At 29.8% G+C, this 21,318-nt stretch carries 13 protein-coding genes and 1 tRNA gene; 6 read left to right on the plus strand and 8 right to left on the minus strand.

Annotated elements, in window-relative coordinates; all coding sequences use genetic code 11:
* Positions 1-89: 89 nt before the first annotated feature.
* The 3 genes from B4N66_RS06630 to B4N66_RS06640 are packed head-to-tail and all read left to right on the plus strand — an operon-like array spanning position 90 to position 7,477.
* Positions 90-2,945, plus strand: a complete 2,856-nt coding sequence (locus B4N66_RS06630) for an AAA family ATPase (protein ID WP_291093321.1) — start codon at positions 90-92, stop codon at positions 2,943-2,945.
* 34 nt (positions 2,946-2,979) lie between these two features.
* A complete protein-coding gene (locus tag B4N66_RS06635) occupies positions 2,980-4,167 on the plus strand; it encodes an McrC family protein (RefSeq protein ID WP_291093323.1) in 1,188 nt (395 codons plus the stop codon).
* Positions 4,160-7,477, plus strand: a complete 3,318-nt coding sequence (locus tag B4N66_RS06640) for a P-loop NTPase fold protein (RefSeq protein WP_291093325.1) — start codon at positions 4,160-4,162, stop codon at positions 7,475-7,477. Before B4N66_RS06635 ends, B4N66_RS06640 begins: the two co-directional genes overlap by 8 nt.
* Positions 7,478-7,495: 18 nt before the next feature.
* Here B4N66_RS06640 and B4N66_RS06645 read toward each other — a convergent pair whose 3' ends face one another.
* The 8 genes from B4N66_RS06645 to B4N66_RS06680 form a co-directional block, all read right to left on the minus strand.
* Positions 7,496-8,644 carry a DUF3871 family protein gene (locus B4N66_RS06645; RefSeq protein ID WP_291093327.1) on the minus strand — a complete coding sequence of 383 codons (1,149 nt, stop codon included), beginning with the start codon at positions 8,642-8,644 and terminating at the stop codon, positions 7,496-7,498.
* The gene (locus tag B4N66_RS06650) at positions 8,622-9,497 is read right to left on the minus strand and encodes an AAA family ATPase (RefSeq protein WP_291093329.1); all 876 of its coding nucleotides are present in this window, start codon (positions 9,495-9,497) and stop codon (positions 8,622-8,624) included. The genes B4N66_RS06645 and B4N66_RS06650 overlap by 23 nt, the downstream gene beginning before the upstream one ends.
* A 372-nt stretch (positions 9,498-9,869) precedes the next feature.
* Positions 9,870-12,377 (minus strand): DEAD/DEAH box helicase, encoded by a 2,508-nt coding sequence (locus tag B4N66_RS06655; protein WP_291093331.1) that lies wholly within the window; start codon positions 12,375-12,377, stop codon positions 9,870-9,872.
* A 50-nt stretch (positions 12,378-12,427) separates the two neighbouring features.
* Complete coding sequence (locus B4N66_RS06660; RefSeq protein WP_291093332.1) at positions 12,428-13,633, minus strand: site-specific integrase; 1,206 nt, start codon at positions 13,631-13,633, stop codon at positions 12,428-12,430.
* Positions 13,634-13,805: 172 nt separating this feature from the next.
* A tRNA-OTHER gene (locus tag B4N66_RS06665) sits at positions 13,806-13,874 on the minus strand.
* A 442-nt stretch (positions 13,875-14,316) separates the two neighbouring features.
* A complete protein-coding gene (locus tag B4N66_RS06670; protein ID WP_291093333.1) occupies positions 14,317-14,964 on the minus strand; it encodes a response regulator transcription factor in 648 nt (215 codons plus the stop codon).
* 19 nt (positions 14,965-14,983) lie between these two features.
* Entirely contained in the window at positions 14,984-16,720 is a 1,737-nt protein-coding gene (locus B4N66_RS06675) for a sensor histidine kinase (RefSeq protein WP_291093334.1), read from the minus strand.
* Between the two features lie 311 nt (positions 16,721-17,031).
* Positions 17,032-18,030 (minus strand): GntR family transcriptional regulator, encoded by a 999-nt coding sequence (locus tag B4N66_RS06680; protein WP_291093335.1) that lies wholly within the window; start codon positions 18,028-18,030, stop codon positions 17,032-17,034.
* Between the two features lie 103 nt (positions 18,031-18,133).
* Between B4N66_RS06680 and B4N66_RS06685 the strand changes: the two genes are divergently transcribed.
* Genes B4N66_RS06685 through B4N66_RS06695 form a run of 3 tightly spaced genes read left to right on the plus strand, consistent with a single transcriptional unit; the run spans position 18,134 to position 21,292 of the window.
* On the plus strand, positions 18,134-19,189 hold the full coding sequence (locus tag B4N66_RS06685; protein WP_291093337.1) for an aldose epimerase family protein: 1,056 nt from the start codon (positions 18,134-18,136) through the stop codon (positions 19,187-19,189).
* Positions 19,190-19,199: 10 nt separating this feature from the next.
* Positions 19,200-20,282: a glycoside hydrolase family 53 protein gene (locus tag B4N66_RS06690; protein WP_291093338.1), complete on the plus strand. Its 1,083-nt coding sequence runs from the start codon at positions 19,200-19,202 to the stop codon at positions 20,280-20,282.
* 2 nt (positions 20,283-20,284) lie between these two features.
* On the plus strand, positions 20,285-21,292 hold the full coding sequence (locus B4N66_RS06695) for a glycoside hydrolase family 53 protein (protein WP_291093339.1): 1,008 nt from the start codon (positions 20,285-20,287) through the stop codon (positions 21,290-21,292).
* The last annotated feature ends 26 nt before the right edge of the window (positions 21,293-21,318 follow it).

Raw genomic sequence — 21,318 nt, forward strand, 5'->3', positions numbered from 1 at the left:
AATTTATTAGTCCATATTTTTTTCAAAAACAATTTTAACAAAGAGTGATATTAATTTCCTAAATTTAACATTTTCAAAGATTTTTTACAATGAAACAAAATTTAGCAAGGCTTGTTACTAAAGAATCTGTTTTACAAGCTCTACAAAAGTTTGAAGATAGTAATCCTGTATTAGAAAAAAGCACAAGTTATGACCTTGAATATAATGGGAGTTATTATCCACCAAAAGAAGTGGTAAGAGAAGCTGCAAGAATTCAAGGGATTAAAATTGATAACAACAAACATTCTTTAGGTGGTGGAGATAAAACAAATATTCCACTTAAAAATTTGGGTTTCAAAATAATAAACAAAATACAATATCATATGAATTTAGACAAACTTGAAAAATACTGGAAGGATTACAAAAAATACTTTGAGCTTCCAAAATCTGAACACCAAGAAAAATATAAATGGGGTGTTCTAAATCAAGTTTATAAAAAATGGGATTGGAATGTTATTGATATTCCTGAAATGTTTAAAAATGCCTTTTTAGTGGAAGGTAAAAAGAATTTATGGGAAAGTGGTAATTTTTATCCTATAAAGCATACACTTTGGATGTTTGAAAATTTTAAAGATGAAACAATAAATGAATTTAAAAATTTATTTGATGAACAACTTGAATTAGATGAAAGAATTAAAAGTTTTATAGATTTTTATAATTTAAAACTTCCTGAATTACAAAAATTAGTACCTGACAAGAAAATCAATTATCATAGCCATAAGGATTTTAGAGCTATAGCTCTTTATTTGTCATTGCAATATCCAAAAAAATATTTTCTGTATAAGTTTACTATGTTTAAAAATTTTAGTTTAAAACTTGAATTACCTAAAATTAAAGCAGGAGATTATAATAATATTATTAAATTTATTGACCTTTCAAATGAAGTATTAAATTTTATTAAACGAGATTCAGATTTTATTAACTTATACAAAGAGTTTACATCTGAAATTGAAAATTATGATGATGATAGCCTTCATTTATTAACACAAGATTTTATTTATACAATTGCTAACCATTTTAATGATGGTAAGAAATACTGGAGAGTTGGAAGTAATGATGGAGAGAGTTCTTTTTTCAATCAAATGCTAAATGATAATTATATAGCAATTGGTTGGAATGAAATTGGAGATTTAGAAGAGCAAGAAATTGATGATAAAAAAGGTGTTCAGCAATTACTTTTAAATGAAGGCTTTAACTTTAAAGCGAGTAATGTTTTATCAAGAAAAGCAGGTGAAATTTATGATTTTTATTCAAATGCTTCAATTAATGATATAGTTACATTAATGGATGGAAACACAGTTTTAGCAATTGGTAAAATTATTTCTGATTATAATTATGAGGAGTCAAAACCATTTGCTCATTATAGAGATGTGGAATGGTTGAAAAAGGAAGTGTCAAACTACAAAATAACTGATGGAAGTCAAACTACATTTTATCAACTTACAAATAAGGATACCTTAAAAAAAATAGAATTTGAACTTAAAAACAATGCTGCTTTAATTAAGATTAATCAGATGGAAAACAAAAGTAACCCAAGCACTTCATTAAACCAAATCTTATATGGTGCTCCTGGAACAGGAAAAACCTACACAACAAAAAAATTAGCTATCGAGATAATTGATAACAAAACTTATAATGATTCTACGCATGAAGAAAGAGACATTATCTTAAATAGGTATAATGAATTATCAATAGCAAATCAAATACACTTTACTACTTTTCATCAAAGTATGGGTTATGAGGATTTTATTGAGGGAATAAAGCCAAAGGTCTCAAATAATAACATAAGCTACGAAGTTAAGAGCGGAATTCTTAAATATTTCTGTGAAAATATTATAGAAACGCAAAAGCTTACAGAATTCAATTTGGTTGACACAAAATTATATGAGAATTTTGATGGTCTATATACTGTTTTTTTAAAACAATTAAAGAAAATAATTTCTGGTTTAGAAAAAGATGAATACCACAAATTTCCTGCAAGAAAATCAAATGTAATACTTCTAGATATTGAGAATGAAGAATTGATAACAAAAGGAGAAAAAGCAAGTTCCAATGAAATAATTAAAAAAGAAAAGTTAAAAAGAATATACGAAAAATTTGAAAAAGTTGAGGATATAAAAGATGTTGTCACTGACTTAAGAGGTGTTGGAACAGATATTGGCTGGACAACAAATTATTATGCCGCCTTCAAGGCACTAAAAGATTTCGAAAGTTCTTTAAGCAATCAATCAAATATTAATTATCATAAAAAATATGTATTTATCATTGACGAGATTAACAGAGGAAATGTTTCTGCTATTTTTGGGGAACTAATTACCCTGATTGAAGAAGATAAAAGAAAAGGAAACAAAGAAGAAATTGAAGTTGTTTTGCCTTATTCTCAAGATAAATTTTCAGTGCCAAATAATCTTTACATTATAGGCACAATGAATACTGCTGATAGAAGTGTTGAATCATTGGATACAGCATTAAGAAGAAGATTTTCATTTGTTGAAATGCCATCTAAACCCGAAAAATTAATTGATATAATTTTAAAGGATGCAGAAGATATTGATTTAGTAAGAATGCTAGAAAAAATCAACCAACGAATTGAACTTTTAATAGATAAAGACCATCAAATTGGGCATTCATTTTTCATTAATCTAAAGGACTTTAAAGAATTAAAAAGTGCGTTTAAAAACAAGATTATTCCATTGTTAGAGGAATACTTCTTTGGTGATTTTGGAAAAATAGGGCTAGTTTTAGGAGAAAATTTCATATCAGTTAAAAATGGAAATAACAATAGTGGAATTTTAGCTAAATTTTCAGCTTATGAAGAGGTGGATTTTGTTACTGAAAAGAAAGTATATCAAATAAAAGATTGTGATGAATTATCCGCTTTAGATTTTATTTCAATTTATGAGTAAAAAGAACTTCATACAAGTATTTGAGTATCAAAAATTGAAATATGATGAAAATCAAGATTTCAAAAAACATCATTTTGATGCAATGGTTCTTTTCAATGAAAAGAATCAAAACAAATACTATACTGTAGTGAACAAAGGAGTTTTATTTAATAGTTATGTTGGAGTCATTCAAATAGGTGGTTTGACTATAGAAATATTACCTAAAGCTGATAATAGTAACAATCCTGATAAAGGTACTTGGCAAAAAGTACTTTTAAATATGCTAAAAGTTTGTAAGCACATTCAAGTTGATAATGTTTCCGAAACTAATTTGAATAAAAAGTACAATTCTATTTTAGAGGTGTATTTTGAAATGTATTTGAATGAATTAGAAAGTCTTATTAAAAAAGGATTGATTAAGAAATACAGAAGAATTCAGAGTAATCAAAATGCTCTAAAAGGAAAGTTAGTTTTCTCTCAAAATATTCAAAAAAATCTAATTCATAAAGAAAGGTTTTATTGTGAACATCAGCTATATGATAAAGACCATTTAATGCATCAAATATTATATAGAGGATTATTGATTCTAAAGGATTTAGTAAACAATAACTTAAAAGACAAATTGAATAGGATTTTATTTGAATTTCAAGATTATCAGCAAGTAATGATTAATAAAAATCATTTTGAAAAACTTGTAAATGATAGAAAAACACAACCATATTTGAGGGGTATTGATATAGCAAAAATGATAATTTTAAATTATTCACCTAACTTAAATTCAGGAAATAATAATATGCTAACATTATTGTTTGATATGAATAAATTATGGGAAGAGTATATTTATCGAATTTTACAAAAGCATAAACCAAATGGCTATCAAGTTTCATTTCAAAACTCAGATAAGTTTTGGGAACACAAAACCATAAGACCTGATATTGTTATTACAAATGACCAAAATGAAAATTTTATTATTGATACTAAATGGAAAATTATAAATGCTAATAATCCATCTGATGATGATTTGAAGCAGATGTTTACTTATAATCTACATTGGGAAGCTAACAAAAGTATGCTACTTTATCCAAGAATAAACCAAATTGATAAAGAAGGAACTTTCCATTATAATCAATTAGAAAAAAAATGTAAAGTTGGGTTTGTTAATATTTTAGATAATGGAAAAATTATTCAAACAAAAATATCAAGTCAGATAGTTTTTAATAAATTAATATCATCCAATGAATAAAAACTTCCCTAAAATACTTTCAAACATACCAGAAGGAAAAGATTTATTTAAAGCCGAATCACATCGGAAAATATCTAATAGTATAATTAGTATAATTGAAAATCAATCTAATTTAATTGATAAACAAATTATTGGCTTAGAAGGTGATTGGGGTACAGGAAAATCAAATATTATTAAGATTATAGAGGAGGAGATTTCAAAGAGAAATGATTTAAAAGACAAATACCTCCATTACACTTTTGACACATGGACACATCAAGAAGATTTAACTCGAAAATCAATTATAATTGAATTAATCAATTCTTTGAGAAATAATATTGATTCTTTTAATTCTAGTAATTGGATTGATAAAGAGGCTCAATTATCACAAAAAAGAATTTCTAAAAATACTAAGCACTTTCCTCAAGTAAAACTGTATTATATTTTTTTAGTAATAGGATTTGTTATCATTAAGTTTGTTAATGAAATAAAGAAGCAAGTAATTAATGGTAAATTATATGGTTATTATGACAACTCATTAAATTACATAAAAAATGAATTTTACATAAACTTTTCTAACAGCATAAGTCCCACCTATATATATAAATTAGTTCCATATTTGTTTTTTCTGATAAGTTTGATATTGTTTTTTAAATCATTCTATAATGATTATAAAGTAAACTATAAAAAAGATAAGAAAGACAAATCTAAACTAACTTTTTGGGGATTAGTAGGTAAGAGTTTTTATTGGATTTCAGGAGAAAAATTAGAAACAAATTCAGATGAAACCATAACAGAAACTGAACCATCTAATTTGAGATTTAGAAATTTTTTAAACGATATTGATTATGAGTTAATAGCTCATAACAAAACGCTTATTCTGACTATAGATAATACAGATAGATTAACTAATGAAAAATTAAAAAGTATTTGGTCAACTATAAATATTTTTTTTGCTGAGAATAATAATTCAATTTTTTTAAAAAACATATGGTTAATAATACCCTATGATTCAAAAAAAGTTATAAATTCATTTGAAGAAGAAGGTATTGGCATTGGTCTTTTGGAAAAAACATTCGCTGTAACTTTTAAAGTTCCACCACCTTTAATCTCAAATTGGGAATTATTCTTTAAGTTATGTTTTAATAAGACATTTGATAAAATTAATATAAATGAAAAGGAACATGAAATTGAAATTTTATTAAAAGTTTATGAAAACAATGAGAAAGAAATAACCCCGAGAAGAATTATAAATTTTATTAATCAACTTGCAACACATTACATCCAAAACCCTACAATTCAATTAAGATACTTTTCAATTGTGATATTGAAAAAAGATATACTTTTCAATGGTATAATCAATGAAAATATCATCAACAGAAGCAACTATTTAGAAAAGTTAGACACATTTTTCATGGAGGATGATAAACTTGAACTTAATTTAGCTAAAATAATTTATGGGGTTGATAAAGATTCTGATGCACAAGAATCATTGCTCCATAATGTTATAGAAGACAGATTACAGAATAATAAAGAATTTGATATTGATATTTTAAGTTTACCATATTTTCATTCATATTTCCATAAATATTTTAAAAAATTTATTGATAGTGCGGGTATGGAGGGCAGTACAAATGATATATATTTTGATAAGGTTACAAACATTTTAAACAATTTAGAGCCTTATTTTATTAAAGAAAACAAAAAAAGTATTTACTGTGATTTATGGGAGTACTACTACAAGAGAATAATTAAAAATAGGTTCACAGTTTTCAACGAAACTGTTATTGGTGTTTGTAATAACTGTTCTAGAAAGTCAAAAATTGAATTGATAAACAAATCATTAATAAGTATAGCTGGAAATCTATCTAATGAAATAAATGTGTTCCCAAAAGAAAAACAAATTTTATATATAGATTTTTTAAAAAATATCAACTCTTTTATTAGTAAAAATAAGAGCTTTAGTTTTAAAGATTTAAATATTGCTGAACAAGAAGTTTTGCCAGAGTTAGCTATAGAGTGTATAAGAAATGATAAAGAACTCTATAAAAAAACGAAATTAAAACCAACAATTGATGATTTGAAGAGGTTCTTAACTGATGACCCATTTGATAACCACTTAAGTTCATCAAAACTATTTGAGTATAGAGATGAGCTTTCATTTTTAAATCAAATAGAAAAATTAGACTTTATTGTTTCAGAAATAAACACTAAATGGAATAATCAGCCTTTAACCAGTATTGCTGAAATTGAAACATTAATTCTTTATAGCACTTTGTATGATGAAATAAATATTGACAAAATTTCAAATATAACGTTTTCATCAATCATAGATTTAATTGTACTTGCAAATAAAAATGTTGATTTATCAAATGCATTTCTATTAATATTTATTAATTATGACTCGACAAAAACAAATAGTATTTTAAATAAATTTAGAGAAGCATTAAAAAGATTTGATGTCTCTATATCTCAAAATGTGAGTAGGAAAGTTATAAACCATAAACCTTTTCAAAAATTATATAATTTTTTAGATTTAGCTATTAAATTTAATGATATTAAAAGTATAAATGATTTTACAGTAAGCTTTCTAAAAGAAAATAAACTCAAATTAGATGAAGAAAGCTTTAATCTAATGTTAGAAAATTATACAATTCTAAATTCAAAAATTATTGACACTGAAGTTTTTAATCTTATAGATTACTTAAATAATAATTCAAAAAATTACCAAATAAATATTTCGAATATTGATGCAGAAATAATAGTAAAATCAAATAAGTTTTTAAAAATTGAGATAATTGATAAAGCTAATAAATATCTTTTAAGCAATATTGAAAGCAACAAGTCTTTTCTTGAAAATACTTCTAGTAAAGAATATAAACTTTTTGAAAAGCTTCTGGATTTGGATAGGATAGATATAGCATTTTTCAACGAAAATTTCATTCATTCATTTGTAAATTTAGGGTTTAAAAATTTTTCTATTCAAATCTCAGATGAAACAATAATTAAAATTAAATCTTTTATAGATGTTAATATTCTTAAATCTCAAATAAATTTAAAACTTCGTGCAATACGAAGTTATAATAATATTTACATTTTATCCCCGGAAATATTTTGGTTTTTTGATAAACTAATGAGTAGCCATAAACATAGAATCTTAGAAATCTTAGTAAACAAAATTAACTTTTATGACGAAAATTTATTTAATCAGGTTATGATTTCACAAAACACTAGTTTGATAAACACATTAAAAAGCAACATTTTCAACCACTCTGATATTCATTTAAAAGAACTAGCCATCAAAAAAGGTATAATAGACCCAATCCCTTAACTGGGGATTGGGTTCTTCTCAACTCAAAAACCAATGATAGTTAGAGCTACCATTTAGTGTTTTTAACAAGCCATTTGAAAAATTAAAGGCGTTTACATTTCTATCTAGGAAGGTATCAATATAGCTTGTCTTGTTGGCTTGAGTAAAGAGATTATAAACATTCCAAAGGTTTATATCTCCATTTTCATTTCTACTAAAACTAGCATTCTCATAATAATCTTTTGCTATTGTGTTTAGCTGACCATCATTAAAATGCAGGGCAGGGATATTCATTTTATCCTTTTTTGGTAGGTGCTGATATAGTCTTGTTCTACCCAATAATTGAGCAAATTGATGCTCTGTAAGAGAATGTTCAGATAGTTGTTTCATTTGTGCTAGTTGCTTTTCTGCATTAAAATTATGTAGCACCTCTAAAATCTTATTCTGCAATTCTGGATAAGAACTTACACGCATTTCCTCAACAAATCCATCACTTGATACAGCTAGGTTACAACATACTTTAACTTGAAAGCCTATAAAAAATTTGAACTTTTCAATAGTCTTCTTGTTGTATAAGTTCTCTAAATTATAACTTCTAACTCCACCAATACATAAAGCAATTTCATTACCATTGATAGAATCTACAATACTTGGGATTCTTATAATGAATGCCATTCTTTCAAAGTACTGAGTTCTTTCGTGGTCTAGTAAATCCTTAGCTTGTTTGTTAATGGCATCAGGTGTTCTGCCTTTAATTTGGTGGCTTACTCTAACTTCAGGTTCATCAAATGATTGATTTGGAAATATACTAATTAAACAATCTTTTGCAATTTCTATAAACTCCTGATGTGCAATAGTCCTTTCATTATCTTTTGAAAACACAGGAATCACACAATCACTTTTTAAGGTGTTTAAACTGATTTCTGAAGTGTTTGCTTCAATAAATGGTTTGGGCACAAATAAGCTATCCTGTGTTGGTTTTGAAATAGTCTGAATAACTTCTAGCTCATTAATTTTACTAGGTAGCATAACCTCATTTCCAATATCTATATTTTCACCATTGGGGTAATTTAACATAGTTTTACTACCATTTGGATTTACTCTTTGTAATACCAATGTTGCTTCTGTAGTACTACCATTATTCTCTATTATGGTAGTAGAATTTTCAGTGATGAGTTGTGTGTCCATTTGTTGAAAATGATTTTGGGTTTAACAATAATTCTTTTGAGTTGATTGTGTCTTTTTGAACTTTGAAATCATACTCTAAAAGCTCTCTCCAATTGCTGTACTGATTGTATAAAACTTTCAATTCCTCAACTGTTTTGGTAGCTTTAATTTTCTCTCTAGCATCTTGTAGATTGGTTCCTGAATTACACCATTCAAGAATTCTTTTCCCTGTAGCAGAATTGATGACAAATTCGGGTTTATTCATAAATAAGCCAGTTCTGTCCTTACTTGCTTTTGCTAAATGATTTTCATTAACAAGTTCAAAGTTTACAGTAAGCTCATATTCAAAACCATCTCTTGTAATTTCCTTAGTACCGTGTTTTACCACTTGGGTTTTTCCATTACTGCCAACATCTAAAGAATAATCCATTTTTCTTCTAGCTGTTGTAATGATATGGCAACTAGACTGTAGAATTTTATCAATAAATGCCTGATGTCTTGGTGTAACTACACTCCAATCTTGCCATCTACCACCTAGCTTTTCGTGAATATCTAAGCATCCACCTGAACCATTCCATTCATGGGTAATGGAATCCACAATTACAACTGAAATGTTTGATTTCTCACAAAGCTCAATAGCTTGAATATACCTTTCAGGTGTATAAGGTGCTGAAATGTCTATCACATAGAAATTGCCTAAATCTGAGTATAATGATGCTGATGAATTTTCAGTATCAATAACTGCTATTTTGCTCCAGTCATTTGTCATACCAAAGGCTAATAATAATGCTGACTTGGTTTTACCAAAGCCACTTGCTCCACTTATCCCTAAACGGAGCTTTACTTGTTTTCTTTCTGATTGTTTTAAATGCATAGTAATAATGTTTAAGTTGATTAATTTGTATAAAAAAATAGCCAAAAATTACTTTTGGCTATTAGCTTTAAAATGTTTTGAAATGGGTTTAAATAGTGGAATATCTCAGAAAAAATAGTTAACTTTGTGTATCTAAAGCTACCAAAATTAACTACAGAGTAGCTCCTCCTCCAAGTTCGTGCGTTGTTAAATCAAAAGATTTTTCTAGGGTGGGAAGATTAGAAAGAAACCCTATTTGTTGTAAAGTATATACTAAAGCTATAGAGATACTTCTATAAGTCTAGAAGGACTTCTAGGCTTTGGGAGAGTTTAGTTACGTCCACTTTTTGAAAACATATAATATACTTCTACAAAAAATGGACGGATTTTATACTATTGAGATTTAGTATATTCTTCAATTGCTTCAAGAATAGTTTTTTGGTTAGCCTCATAATTTTCTAAACTTCCATAGTTTTGAATCATCCAATTTTCATCTAGGTCAATATTGATGTATTCTGCTGGTTCTAGCAGATTAATTACACTAGCAGGATTAGGTAATGGTTTAACAGAAATGATTTTCTTTATATGTAGTCTGCTACCAGAAGGCAATCTGTCAGAAGTAAATTCAAAATTATCTTCTATCAATCTAGTGTATAAAGTATTAATGCTGTAAGTTCTTTTGAACTCATAAACATTATTCTCTAATAGTTCATCATATCTAATCAAACTCATCAATTCATTAAAAAGTAAAGTGTCATTTTCATTGAAAACACCTGTTGGCTTGTTTTTTAGGTATCTAAAAGATAAATTATTTGAGTCGTATTCTCTAATGTTTTCAATCAGTTTTTCTCTAAAGTGTTTTAAGATGTAAAATATTCTAATTTTCTTTTTGGTCTCTTCGGAATAATTTACTTCTGTTAGATTAATTGTACTGGCTACAGTAATACAATCTAGGAAGTAATTACTTCTACTATAGTCTAAGTCTCTAAATCTATCAAAATTGGAAACAGAATGATTAAATGCATTTGCAAAAAATTTAAGTGCTATGAATCTTACTAATTGCACCTCAAAATTAGGATTGTTGTAAGGGTTTATTACTGTCCAATTATTACTATTAGCTTTTTGATATCTGAGGTTGAAGTTTTCAAAAAGAACTTTTCTAAAATCAGAATATATCATTTTGAAGTTAGAGTGATAAATCAAAGATTGGTAGTAATCTTCTCCAATGTACTTATTAAACATCTTATGTAAGCCTTTTTGGATTTCATTTTCTTTGAAAAATAATTCAGTTTTATAATTCACTTCTGCAAGTTCACAATTCATAAACTGGTTGGTGAAAGCACAATAAGCTACATAAGCAGCAATATCTTCTCCAAAGAATTTGAATGTATTAGCTATGTATTCTTCACTTCTGTTAAGAGTAAATAAATTGTATGATGGGAAATCTAATCTAGTTAAATCTGTTCTGTTCAATCCACCTATAAGCTCAATTTCACTAGCTACATTATTTTCTAATTCATTATGATAAAATGCTGACATCAAAAAGCTTTGCATATTCAAAGGGAAGTATTTTACAGGCTCTTCTTGTTGGTTGAAATAATGTACTTTGTTGTATGCCTCCATGAATACATTTATTTGCTCTTGAGTCATTTCAGAATTTTCAAGTGAAGTACTATCAAATCTATCTGGTCTAGGTAAAATAATATGTATTTCTCCTTTTTCTCTTTGTCTAGCTAAAGCTTGGATAATATCATTTATACCACCTGAAAATATTCCATATTTGTTTCTAAACCACAATCTTGTTGCACGTGGTGGGAGTACAATAATAAATCCATGATTTTCTTTTCTGATACTTACACCAGTTTTGAAATTAGTACCAATATTACATTTATCATTCTTGTACCTATTTTTAGGTGCTTCATTTTGTGTTCTTTGGTTAGAAACTAATTCAGAAGTACAATTATTTAGTTGTCCAAATCTATCCTTTAGCTTTTTACCAATTCCTTTTTTATCTTGAAGTATGCTTTTTGCTAGGGTTTTGGAGTAACACAAAATATCAATTTCTTTATTCCTATTTAACAAATCTTCTACAACTTTTACAATTTCAAAAGTTTCATTAGTAAAATTATGTTCACTACTGAAATGTAGATATAATTTACTCTGCTTTTGTGGTATTTTAACCCTTTCAGATTCTAAAATTTGTATTTTTTTATCAGTTAGTTCAGCTAGATATTCTATTACAATCTTTGAAGCTTCATTGAATGTAGCACTTATGATAAAATTCTTGTGTATTACATCTTTCCATTTCCATAGATTAAAAATGAATTCTTCCTGAAAGTTTTGGATAGCATCATGAATTTCATCATAAATAAATATTGCTTTGGTACCATTATCTTCACAGTATCTTATCAAAGCATTAAGATAATTTCTTTTGACCTCAGAGTTTTTGAATCCATCTTCTCCTGGATTTCCAAGTAAAGTATTTGCTGTAAGAACTTGAACACGTTTGTTTAAATATGGAATATTAAAATCCCTTCCTAAATCAGTATAATTATAAATATCTTCTTTTGGAATATTTGCGTCTTTATGAATATCATTTACATATTGTTCAACAAGGCTAACATATGGAGAAGCAACAATGATTAAATAATTGGTATTGTTATAGTATTCTTTAATTGTTTGAATAATTGCATAAGATTTACCACAACCCACAAAGGCATTTAATACAACAGAATTTTTTTCTTCCAGTTGTATTTTGGATTGCATAGAATCATTAATGTAGCCTTCTTCATTAGGATGAATAATCTCTTTATTATTGACTTCAAACAAAGGGAAGTCTTTCGGGTTTATTTCTTTAAACTCAATTGGATAATCTCTGAAATGCGAATTTGGTAAATCCATATAAAAATAACTATGTTGTAAATATAATACAACATAGTTATTTATGAAACTCATTTCTTTAATCTGTCAGAAAGGTTAGATACTTGCTCACTCACTCTTTTCTGAACCACTTTCGCATAATGCTCTTGTGTAGTGGACATTTTTGAATGTCCTAATAACTCAGACACAATTTCCATAGGAACATCATTATAAAGCAGAACTGTAGTTGCAAATGTCTTTCTTCCCACATGATGAGTAAGCTTTTTTTCAATCCCAATAATCTCAGCTACTTCTTTAATGTATGAATTAAACTTTTGATTTGAAATTATAGGCAGAAGCTCTTTATCAGTTTTATATTTGTCTAAAATGTCTAAAGCTTTAGGGAGAAGTGGTAATGAGAATTGCTTTTTAGTTTTTTGTCTATACATATCAATCCAAAGTTTATTGTCAAATTTCTTTACGATGTTTTTAGGTTCTAAACTAGCCATCTCTTGATAAGGTAATCCTGTATAACAACAGAAAACAAACATATCTCTTACTTGCTCTAACCTTTTCTGGGAAAAGACATAATTTTCTAAACTACATAACTCTTCAGGAGTAAGATAAGTAACATTATTTATTACCTTTTTAGGCTTGTACAATAAGAAAGGGTTTGTGACTAAAAACCCCTCTCCTAAAGCTAGCTTAATGATTTTAGAAACTCTTTGAATACTTTTATTGATTGTTATTTGTTTAAAGTTCTTTTGAGTCTTTAAATAAAAATCAAAATCTTGTATAAACTTCAAACTTATATCCTCTAATTGTATATTTCTCTTCTTAGTTGTGTAGTATAAAAAATCCTGAGTATGTTGTTTAGCTTCAACAAACTTTGAATATGTTGACTTTGAATATTCTTTTCCTATAAGCTTTTCCATTCTAGAATTATGTAATTCAAAAACCTCTATTAATGACTTAGCTTGTTTTACATCTTCTCCTTTGTATTTTAAATAAATATCATCCACATCAAACTGGTCTTTCTGAACCTGTAGAAATAAAAAAGCCTGATTAATTTCTTGCTTAATCAGGCTTAATTGAGTATTTACTTGAGAATGCTCTGTATCTGTTGGAATTGCTTTTTGTAATGTACTATTCCAATTAGAAGGATTTATGAATAATCCTGTAGAAAAAATTTTCCTTGCTCCTAGATAAGTTAGTCTGCATCTTAATGGAGCATTTCCTCTTTTATTAGTCCTTACTTTTTGCAATAAGAACAATATCTTTAAAGTATTTGTAGTCATTGTTCTAACTGTTTTTAATGGTGTACCTGATTTCAAAAATGGTGTACCTAATTGTATGCCTATTTTTTAATAAAAGTGAAGTAAAATAGAGATGAAGTAAAAATAGAAGTGTTGATTTTACTAAGTTTATAGCAACAAAAAAGCCTCATATTTCTATGAAGCTTGATTTTAGTAGCGGGAACAGGACTCGAACCTGTGACNNGTTATGAGCCCGACGAGCTGCCTACTGCTCTATCCCGCGATGTTTCGAGTGCAAATATACAACGATTATTATAAATAGCAAGTATATTACCGATATTTTTATTCTTTTTAAACCCTAAACCCCATAAAACAAGCTAATCCGCTGGAGGCGAACCCTTCATCGAAAAGGTATAAAATGAAAAACACCCCAACGTGGGGGTGTATTCCAAATTCAACTAAATACTTGCAACACTTATAGAAAACATTACAATTCTTTCTCAAAAAATTTACTTATCAGACGATCTGCTTTTACTCAAATAAATAATTGTATTCTGTCTGATAGTTAGTAAACGTTAAGGCTTTTACCAAATCTTTATTAGCACAACAAGTCTCAAACAGTTATTGACCCCTTATTGTATGAAGCAAATGTAAAACGAAAAAAAGGAACAGAGTGTAGAACAATTAACTCAATTATGTAGAACTTATTCTACAAAAAACAACTTTTAAACCTTTTCATTAAAAAAAGTAAACAGTTCAATTAATTCAGCGAGATTATCGATTTGCAGTTTTTCAAAAATTCGCTTTTTATAAGTACTCACAGTGGTTTTTTGAATGTCTAACGCATTCGAAATTTCAAGATTGCCATACCCTTTTACCAACAAACGGGCAATCTCAATTTCACGACCGGACAAATGTTCGATAGGGTTTATTTTTTTTCCTAGTAAATAAGAATTCAAAATCTTTTCTTTAGTAACATCACTAATATATTTTCCTTGAGTTACCAAAGTGGAAATAGCAAATTTTATCTCATCTTCTTCACTCAACTTGTTCAAATAACCATTGGCTCCGGCATTAAAAAAACGCAGAGCGTGAACCGTCTCATCAAAGGCCGAAAAAATCATGATTTTTAATTCCGGACGTATTTTTTTTACCTCCGGAATAATCGTAATACTGTTTCCATCCGGAAAATTAATGTCCAAGATAAGCACATCAATAGGGTTCTGTTTCAAAACCTCTAAAATAGAGACAAAGTTTTCCACCTGAAAAACAGTAGCATATGTATACAGCTCTTTGATAATCATCGAAAGTCCCTGTCGAACTACGGTATGATCATCGGCCACTAAAAAACTAATTTTCGTATTACTCTTCATATTCACTCGCTATACAGTGTTACTGACTATCAACAAGAATAGTAAATACAACTTTCGTACCATGGTTGGGTTTACTTTCGATGTTGATATTGCCTCCAAACAACTGCACAATTTCTTTACACAAATTTAGTCCTAAACCGGTACCAACATCATTAAGTTGGGTCGGATTAATTCCTTTATAAAAACCTTCAAATATAATTTTCAAGTCAGATTCCGAAATACCTCTACCGTTGTCTTGAACCTGAAAACTCAAATGGTATTGCTTACTGTTTATTTTTTGAGAATCAATCGTTAATTGAATACGACCATTCTCAGTAAACTTATTGGCATTACCCACAACATTATATAACAATTGATGTATTTTGGTGGCATCACTGTTAACCAAAAAAGGTTCTTTTGCATTCGCCTGAACGTGTAATACATTACCACTGTTTTCAACCAACGTGCTCAAATTAGCAATAATCTGATTCAATTCAGAGGTCAAATCAAATTCTTTTTTATTTAAAACCAAACGGCTGTTTTCATTTTTGGAAAAATCCAACACCTGATTCACCATAATCAACAACGAATTCGTGGTAAATTGAATCGTTTTAAACACCTCTTTCGTTTCTAAATCCTCAATTTGTTTACTTACTTTTTTACTGTAAATCGAAATCAAGCTCAGTGGAGAGCGAATTTCATGACTCAACATACCAACAATTTTATTTTTAAAACTCAAGTTTTGCTGAATGGTTTCCTGAGCTTCCAATAACTTAGCTTCATTGTCATACGCCAATCGAGTAAAAAAGTAAAGCATCGCAGACAACAATAACATAAGGAGTACAATCCCCAAAATAGCATAAAAGCGAATAGTTTGATTCGTATCCTGTTGCTGCTCAAATGCCTCCTTGCTACCCGTTTTTAAATTTACAAAATAATTTTTAAATTGAGATAAAAGGGAATGACTCTGTTCAGATAAATCTTTGTTGGCGGCAATAAGAAGTAGGTCACGATTTCGCAACGTTTCATATCGGCTTTGAATGGCTCTAAACTGCTGCTGATAATGTTTATCGGAATTCTCAAAAACATTTTTTAATTGTTCTTCAAGCGAACCCGTTTCTTCCAATTTCCCATATTTCATCGTCACTTTCTGATTCAAAATCTCTTTCTGAATTTCAATTTTACCCGACAAGGCATTCATTAAACGAGTAAACAATCCTTTTCTGGCCAAACTGTCGGCTTCCAAATGGGATTCAACTTCCACACTGTCCAATATATCTTTATAGTTAATTTTATTCAATTGCAAAGGCAAACCGTCTGAACCTATAGGTTGACCTTGAAAAATGGAATCGATACTGTGCTTTAATTGATCAACACTATACTGAAGATATTTTTGCTGATGCACCGCCCGCTTTAATTTTTCGTTGTCGCGGTTAGTAAAGGGTATAGTATCTAAGTGCAACACCATACTGTCCAAGTGTTGAAGATACGTTTCCAACGACCCAACATCTCTAAACTGAAGATAATCCTGCAAACTAACTTGAGCGGCGTTAAAATTGGAATGAGCTGCTTCAACGTGCGACTGCGATACATCTGCTACACGAAGGGCATCAGAAATTTTTTCTAATTTTTTTTCATTAACCGATTCATTATACCACAACAATACAATAAGCAATTGCAACAAAATGAGCGATAAAAGTAAAACCAAATGAATAGGCTTTCGGTGTTCAGACGATGAAAGTCGAGACACGATTCGTTCAAAAATAGGTGTATTCAATGTTGAATTTGTTATAAAATTATACCTTTTCCCTTTTTAAAAATTAATCGTTTATAAATACTTAAATAAATAATATTCAAATAGTTAACCAATTAATTACAGACATACTTCCCCAAAAAAAAAGAAATGCTACAAACAATTTTTATAGTTTGTAAAAATAATAGTAAAACTACAAAGGTTTGTAGAACAAAAAAATAATGTTTTGTAGAATTAATTCTACATAGTTTATTAGCTTTTCAACATAGAAATAAGATAGAACTACTCTTTCTCAAACATTTATTTAGCCGGTAAAAAGAGGATGGTAGTGCCGTTTAAAGTGATTTTCGCACAATCAATTGACACTCATTTTCAAGTTGAAATTTTTGATTGGTAAGAACCATTTCAGCCAACGATTTTCCCATCTTTTTAAAATTAGTAGAAATAGTAGTAATGCCATTTTCAACTACTTTTTTTAACGGGGTATCATTATACGAAATGATGCCATAATCAATTCCCAATCTAAAATTCTGCTCTTTTGCATACTCAATTACTTCCACTAACTGACGATCATTTGGAATGACAAAAACGATTCCTTTTTGCATATACTTTGCTTCAAAATAGGAGACAACTTGGTGTGTAAAATGATAATCCGAACAAAATTTTTCAAAGCCTTCCACCATGCCAAGGGGCTCCTTCTGACCCGGAAAAATTAAAATCAATTGGTCATACAAATCAATTTTGGACTTTCCTTCTAACAACAACGAATACATATCTTTCACAAAATTTTGATGCACAGAAGGATAATCACGCAGTTCATCATTGGTTTGATCTAAAATATAAACATCACTTTTAGGCAATGTTTTAATAATAGCAGCAGCCCCTATCAAATTGGTGGGCATAATGATGTATTTAGAATAATTGCCATTACTTTCATTAATCAACTTTTGAAACATCAACAAATTAAAATGATGAAAATAAATATCCACCTGTGCCTTGTTATCTATAGTTTCCAAAAAAGAAGTATACAAATCTTCCTTAAAGGCATTTAATTCATCAAACAATACAAAATAACGTTGCTCAAAACTAAATTCAACACTTTTCACATAGTACCCCTTGCCTAAAATAGCGAACAAAATTCCCCTTTTTTTCAACTCATCATACGCCAACAAAACAGTATCCCTCGAAATTGAAAACTCCAAACTCACTTTATTAACCGATGGTAGCCTATCCCCTTTTTGCAACCGATTTTCCGCAATTGCAATTTCAATAGACTGGATAATCTGTTTATACTTGGGAATGCCGGATTGAGTATCAACAACAATCAATTTCATATATAGCATTTTAAAAACTGGTGGCAAGATAATAAAAAACTGGTAGGTACTGGTATGGAAGAGAAAATAACTTTCCTACTTTTGTTGATATATCTATAAAAAAATGATAGAAAATAAACATTTTTCTCAATTAGACTACCCTGAAAAAACAAAATCATTCGGAATGATTTCAGACGGCAGAGAAGTTTTTTGCTATACGTTAACAAATAAAAATGGCATGGAATTGTCGGTAATGGACTATGGTGCAACCATAACTTCGCTAAAAGTACCAACAATAAACAACGATAAAGTGGATGTTGTTTTAGGGTTTGATAATGTAGAAGACTACGTTGATTCGTATAAATTGCCTAGTGCTCCTTACTTTGGTTGTGTTGTTGGGAGAGTAGCAGGAAGAATAAATAAAGGATCTTTTTTGTTGAATGATAAAGGAATTTTCCTGACCAAAAACCATGGAAATCATCAATTACATGGTGGAAAAGAAGGTTTCGGACAAAAAATATGGAAGATGAAAAAACGCACCAATGGCGATTTCCCTTCCATTACGTTTGAATATGCAAGCCAAAATGGCGAAGAAAATTTTCCCGGTGTTTTGGTGGTTGAAGTAACCTACATGCTCACAGAATCCAACCAAGTAATTGTAGAATACAATGCATTCAGTACAGATGACACAATTGTGAACCTTACCCAACACAGTTATTTCAATTTAGAAGGGCATCAGCACAACATCAGCAACCAAACCTTGTTTGTCAATTCCACAAAAATGTTGGAAACTGATTTAGATAACATTCCAACCGGATTATTTTTAAATGTTGCCAATTGCCCTTTTGATTTTTCGGAAGAAAAAAAATGTCCATTATCGATTGATAACACATTTGTTTTAAATCAAAAAAATAGAATTGCAGCTTCGTTATACAGCAAGCAAAATCAATTGAAAATGAGTGTTTTTACAAATCAACCAAGTGTGCATATTTATGTGGGTGGAAATTGTTTCGGCCGAATCAAAGGAAAAGAAGACACCGATTATCATCCGCTGAGTGGCATTTGTTTTGAAACCCAGCATTATCCTGATTCTCCCAATCATGCTCATTTTCCTTCTATTATATTAAAAAAAGGAGAACAATATTACCACCAAACCATTTTTGCTTTTGAAAACTGCTAAATAAATAAACATGAAAAAATTGCTGCTACTCATTTCTCTACTTTTAGTACTAATAAATTGTTCAGATGACGACAAAACACCTGAAAACGAACCAATTATTCCGGAAGACAATTTCATTAGAGCCTCAGACATGTCATTCTTGCCTTTAATTGAAAGCGAAAACACAACCTATTTCAACAGTTCTAACCAAGCTGAAAATGCATTAACAACGTTAAAAAATGCGGGTTGCAACACCATTCGCATTCGCCTGTGGAAAAACCCAATCGACAATCAATCAAGTTTTAATCAAGTAAAAGCGTTTGCTCAACGAGTAAAACAAGCCGGAATGAAAGTATGGCTAACCGTTCATTACTCAGATACTTGGGCAGATCCGGGAGAACAATCCATACCCGCAACTTGGCAAGGGTTAAGTTTTGATAATTTAAAAACAGAAGTCATCAATTATACTTCTTCAATTATAACCGAAATTCAACCGGATATCATTCAAATAGGAAACGAAATCAATAGCGGATTCATGTGGCCATCCGGTCACCTCATAAACAACGAAAGTCAGTGTTTAGAATTACTTTCAGCCGCGAGCACCGCCGTAAGAGCAAAATCACAAACCACAAAAATCATGCTGCATTATGCCGGAATCGGTGCAGGAGCAACATGGTTTTTCAACAAAATGAGTCCGATTAATTATGACTACATCGGTGTTTCCTACTACCCAATTTGGCACGGAAAAAATCTTTCTGAGTTAGAATCAACAATTAATTCTTTAGGACAAACGCACAACAAGAAAGTAATTGTAGCCGAAACATCCTATCCTTTTACATTGGGTTGGAATGATTGGACCAATAATGTGGTGGGATTAGAAGATCAAATCATCCCTGCATATCCTGCCACTCCTGAAGGTCAAAAAAATTATTTGTTAGCCGTTAAAAATGTAATTAAACAAACCGAAAGCGGAATCGGCTTTGCCTATTGGGGCGGAGAATGGATCGCTTTTAGAGGTGATGAATCCACCAACGGTTCATCATGGGAAAACCAAGCCTTATGGGATTTTGACAACAAAGTATTACCGGCAATCGCCGTATTTAACCAAGATTAAGTATGAGAAATCTAATTCTAACAATCGTATTAGTTGCTCTTTTATCAACACCAAAAAGTAACGCTCAGGAATTTGCAAAAGGTGCCGATGTAACATGGCTACCCCAAATGGAAGCAACCGGTTATCAATTTTATGATACAGATGGAACAAAAAAAGATGCATTGCAATTATTAAAAGACAAAGGAATGAACACAGTTCGTCTACGTGTTTTTGTAAATCCTTCCGATGATCCGCAAAGTGGTCATTGCAGCAAAGAAGAAACTGTTGCATTCGCATTGCGAGCACAAAAAATGGGTTTCAGAATTATGATCAATTTTCATTATTCAGATTCATGGGCAGATCCCGGCAAACAAAACAAACCTGCCGCTTGGAAAGACCTTCAGTTTGATAAATTGGCCGATGCCGTTTACGATCATACATTTGATGTAATGACCGCATTAAAAAAAGTAAACGTTAAAACAGAATGGGTGCAAGTGGGCAACGAAATTCCGGGCGGTATGCTTTGGCCGGATGGAAGCACCGACAATTGGGTTCAATTAGGAAAACTATTAAACAAAGGATACGATGCTGTGAAAGCGGTTGACAAATCCATCAAAGTAATTGTGCATTTGGACGAAGGTGACAACATCCAAAAATACAGAACGTTTTATGACAATGCCACAGCTCAAAAAGTAAAATATGATGTAATTGGACTTTCGTATTATCCATTTTGGGTAAAAAAAGATTACACCGAAACAATAGCTAATTTAGAGTTCAACCTCAACGATTTAGTAAAACGATACAACAAAGAAGTAATGGTTGTTGAAGTAGGTGGCGAAGATGATAAAATCGAAAACACGAAAGCCTTATTAGAAGCAACCATCAAAGCCGTAAAAAATGTACCAAATAACAAAGGCTTAGGCGTTTTATATTGGGAACCACAAGGAGCAAGAAGCTGGAGCAAATACAACTTAAGTGCTTGGCTTCCCGACGGAAAACCATCTCCGGCTTTGGATGCGTTTAAAGACTAATAAAATCCGTTTAATCAGTAAAATCC

The sequence above is a fragment of the Flavobacterium sp. UBA2787 genome, assembly GCA_002352205.1.
Lineage (GTDB): Bacteria > Bacteroidota > Bacteroidia > Flavobacteriales > Flavobacteriaceae > Flavobacterium.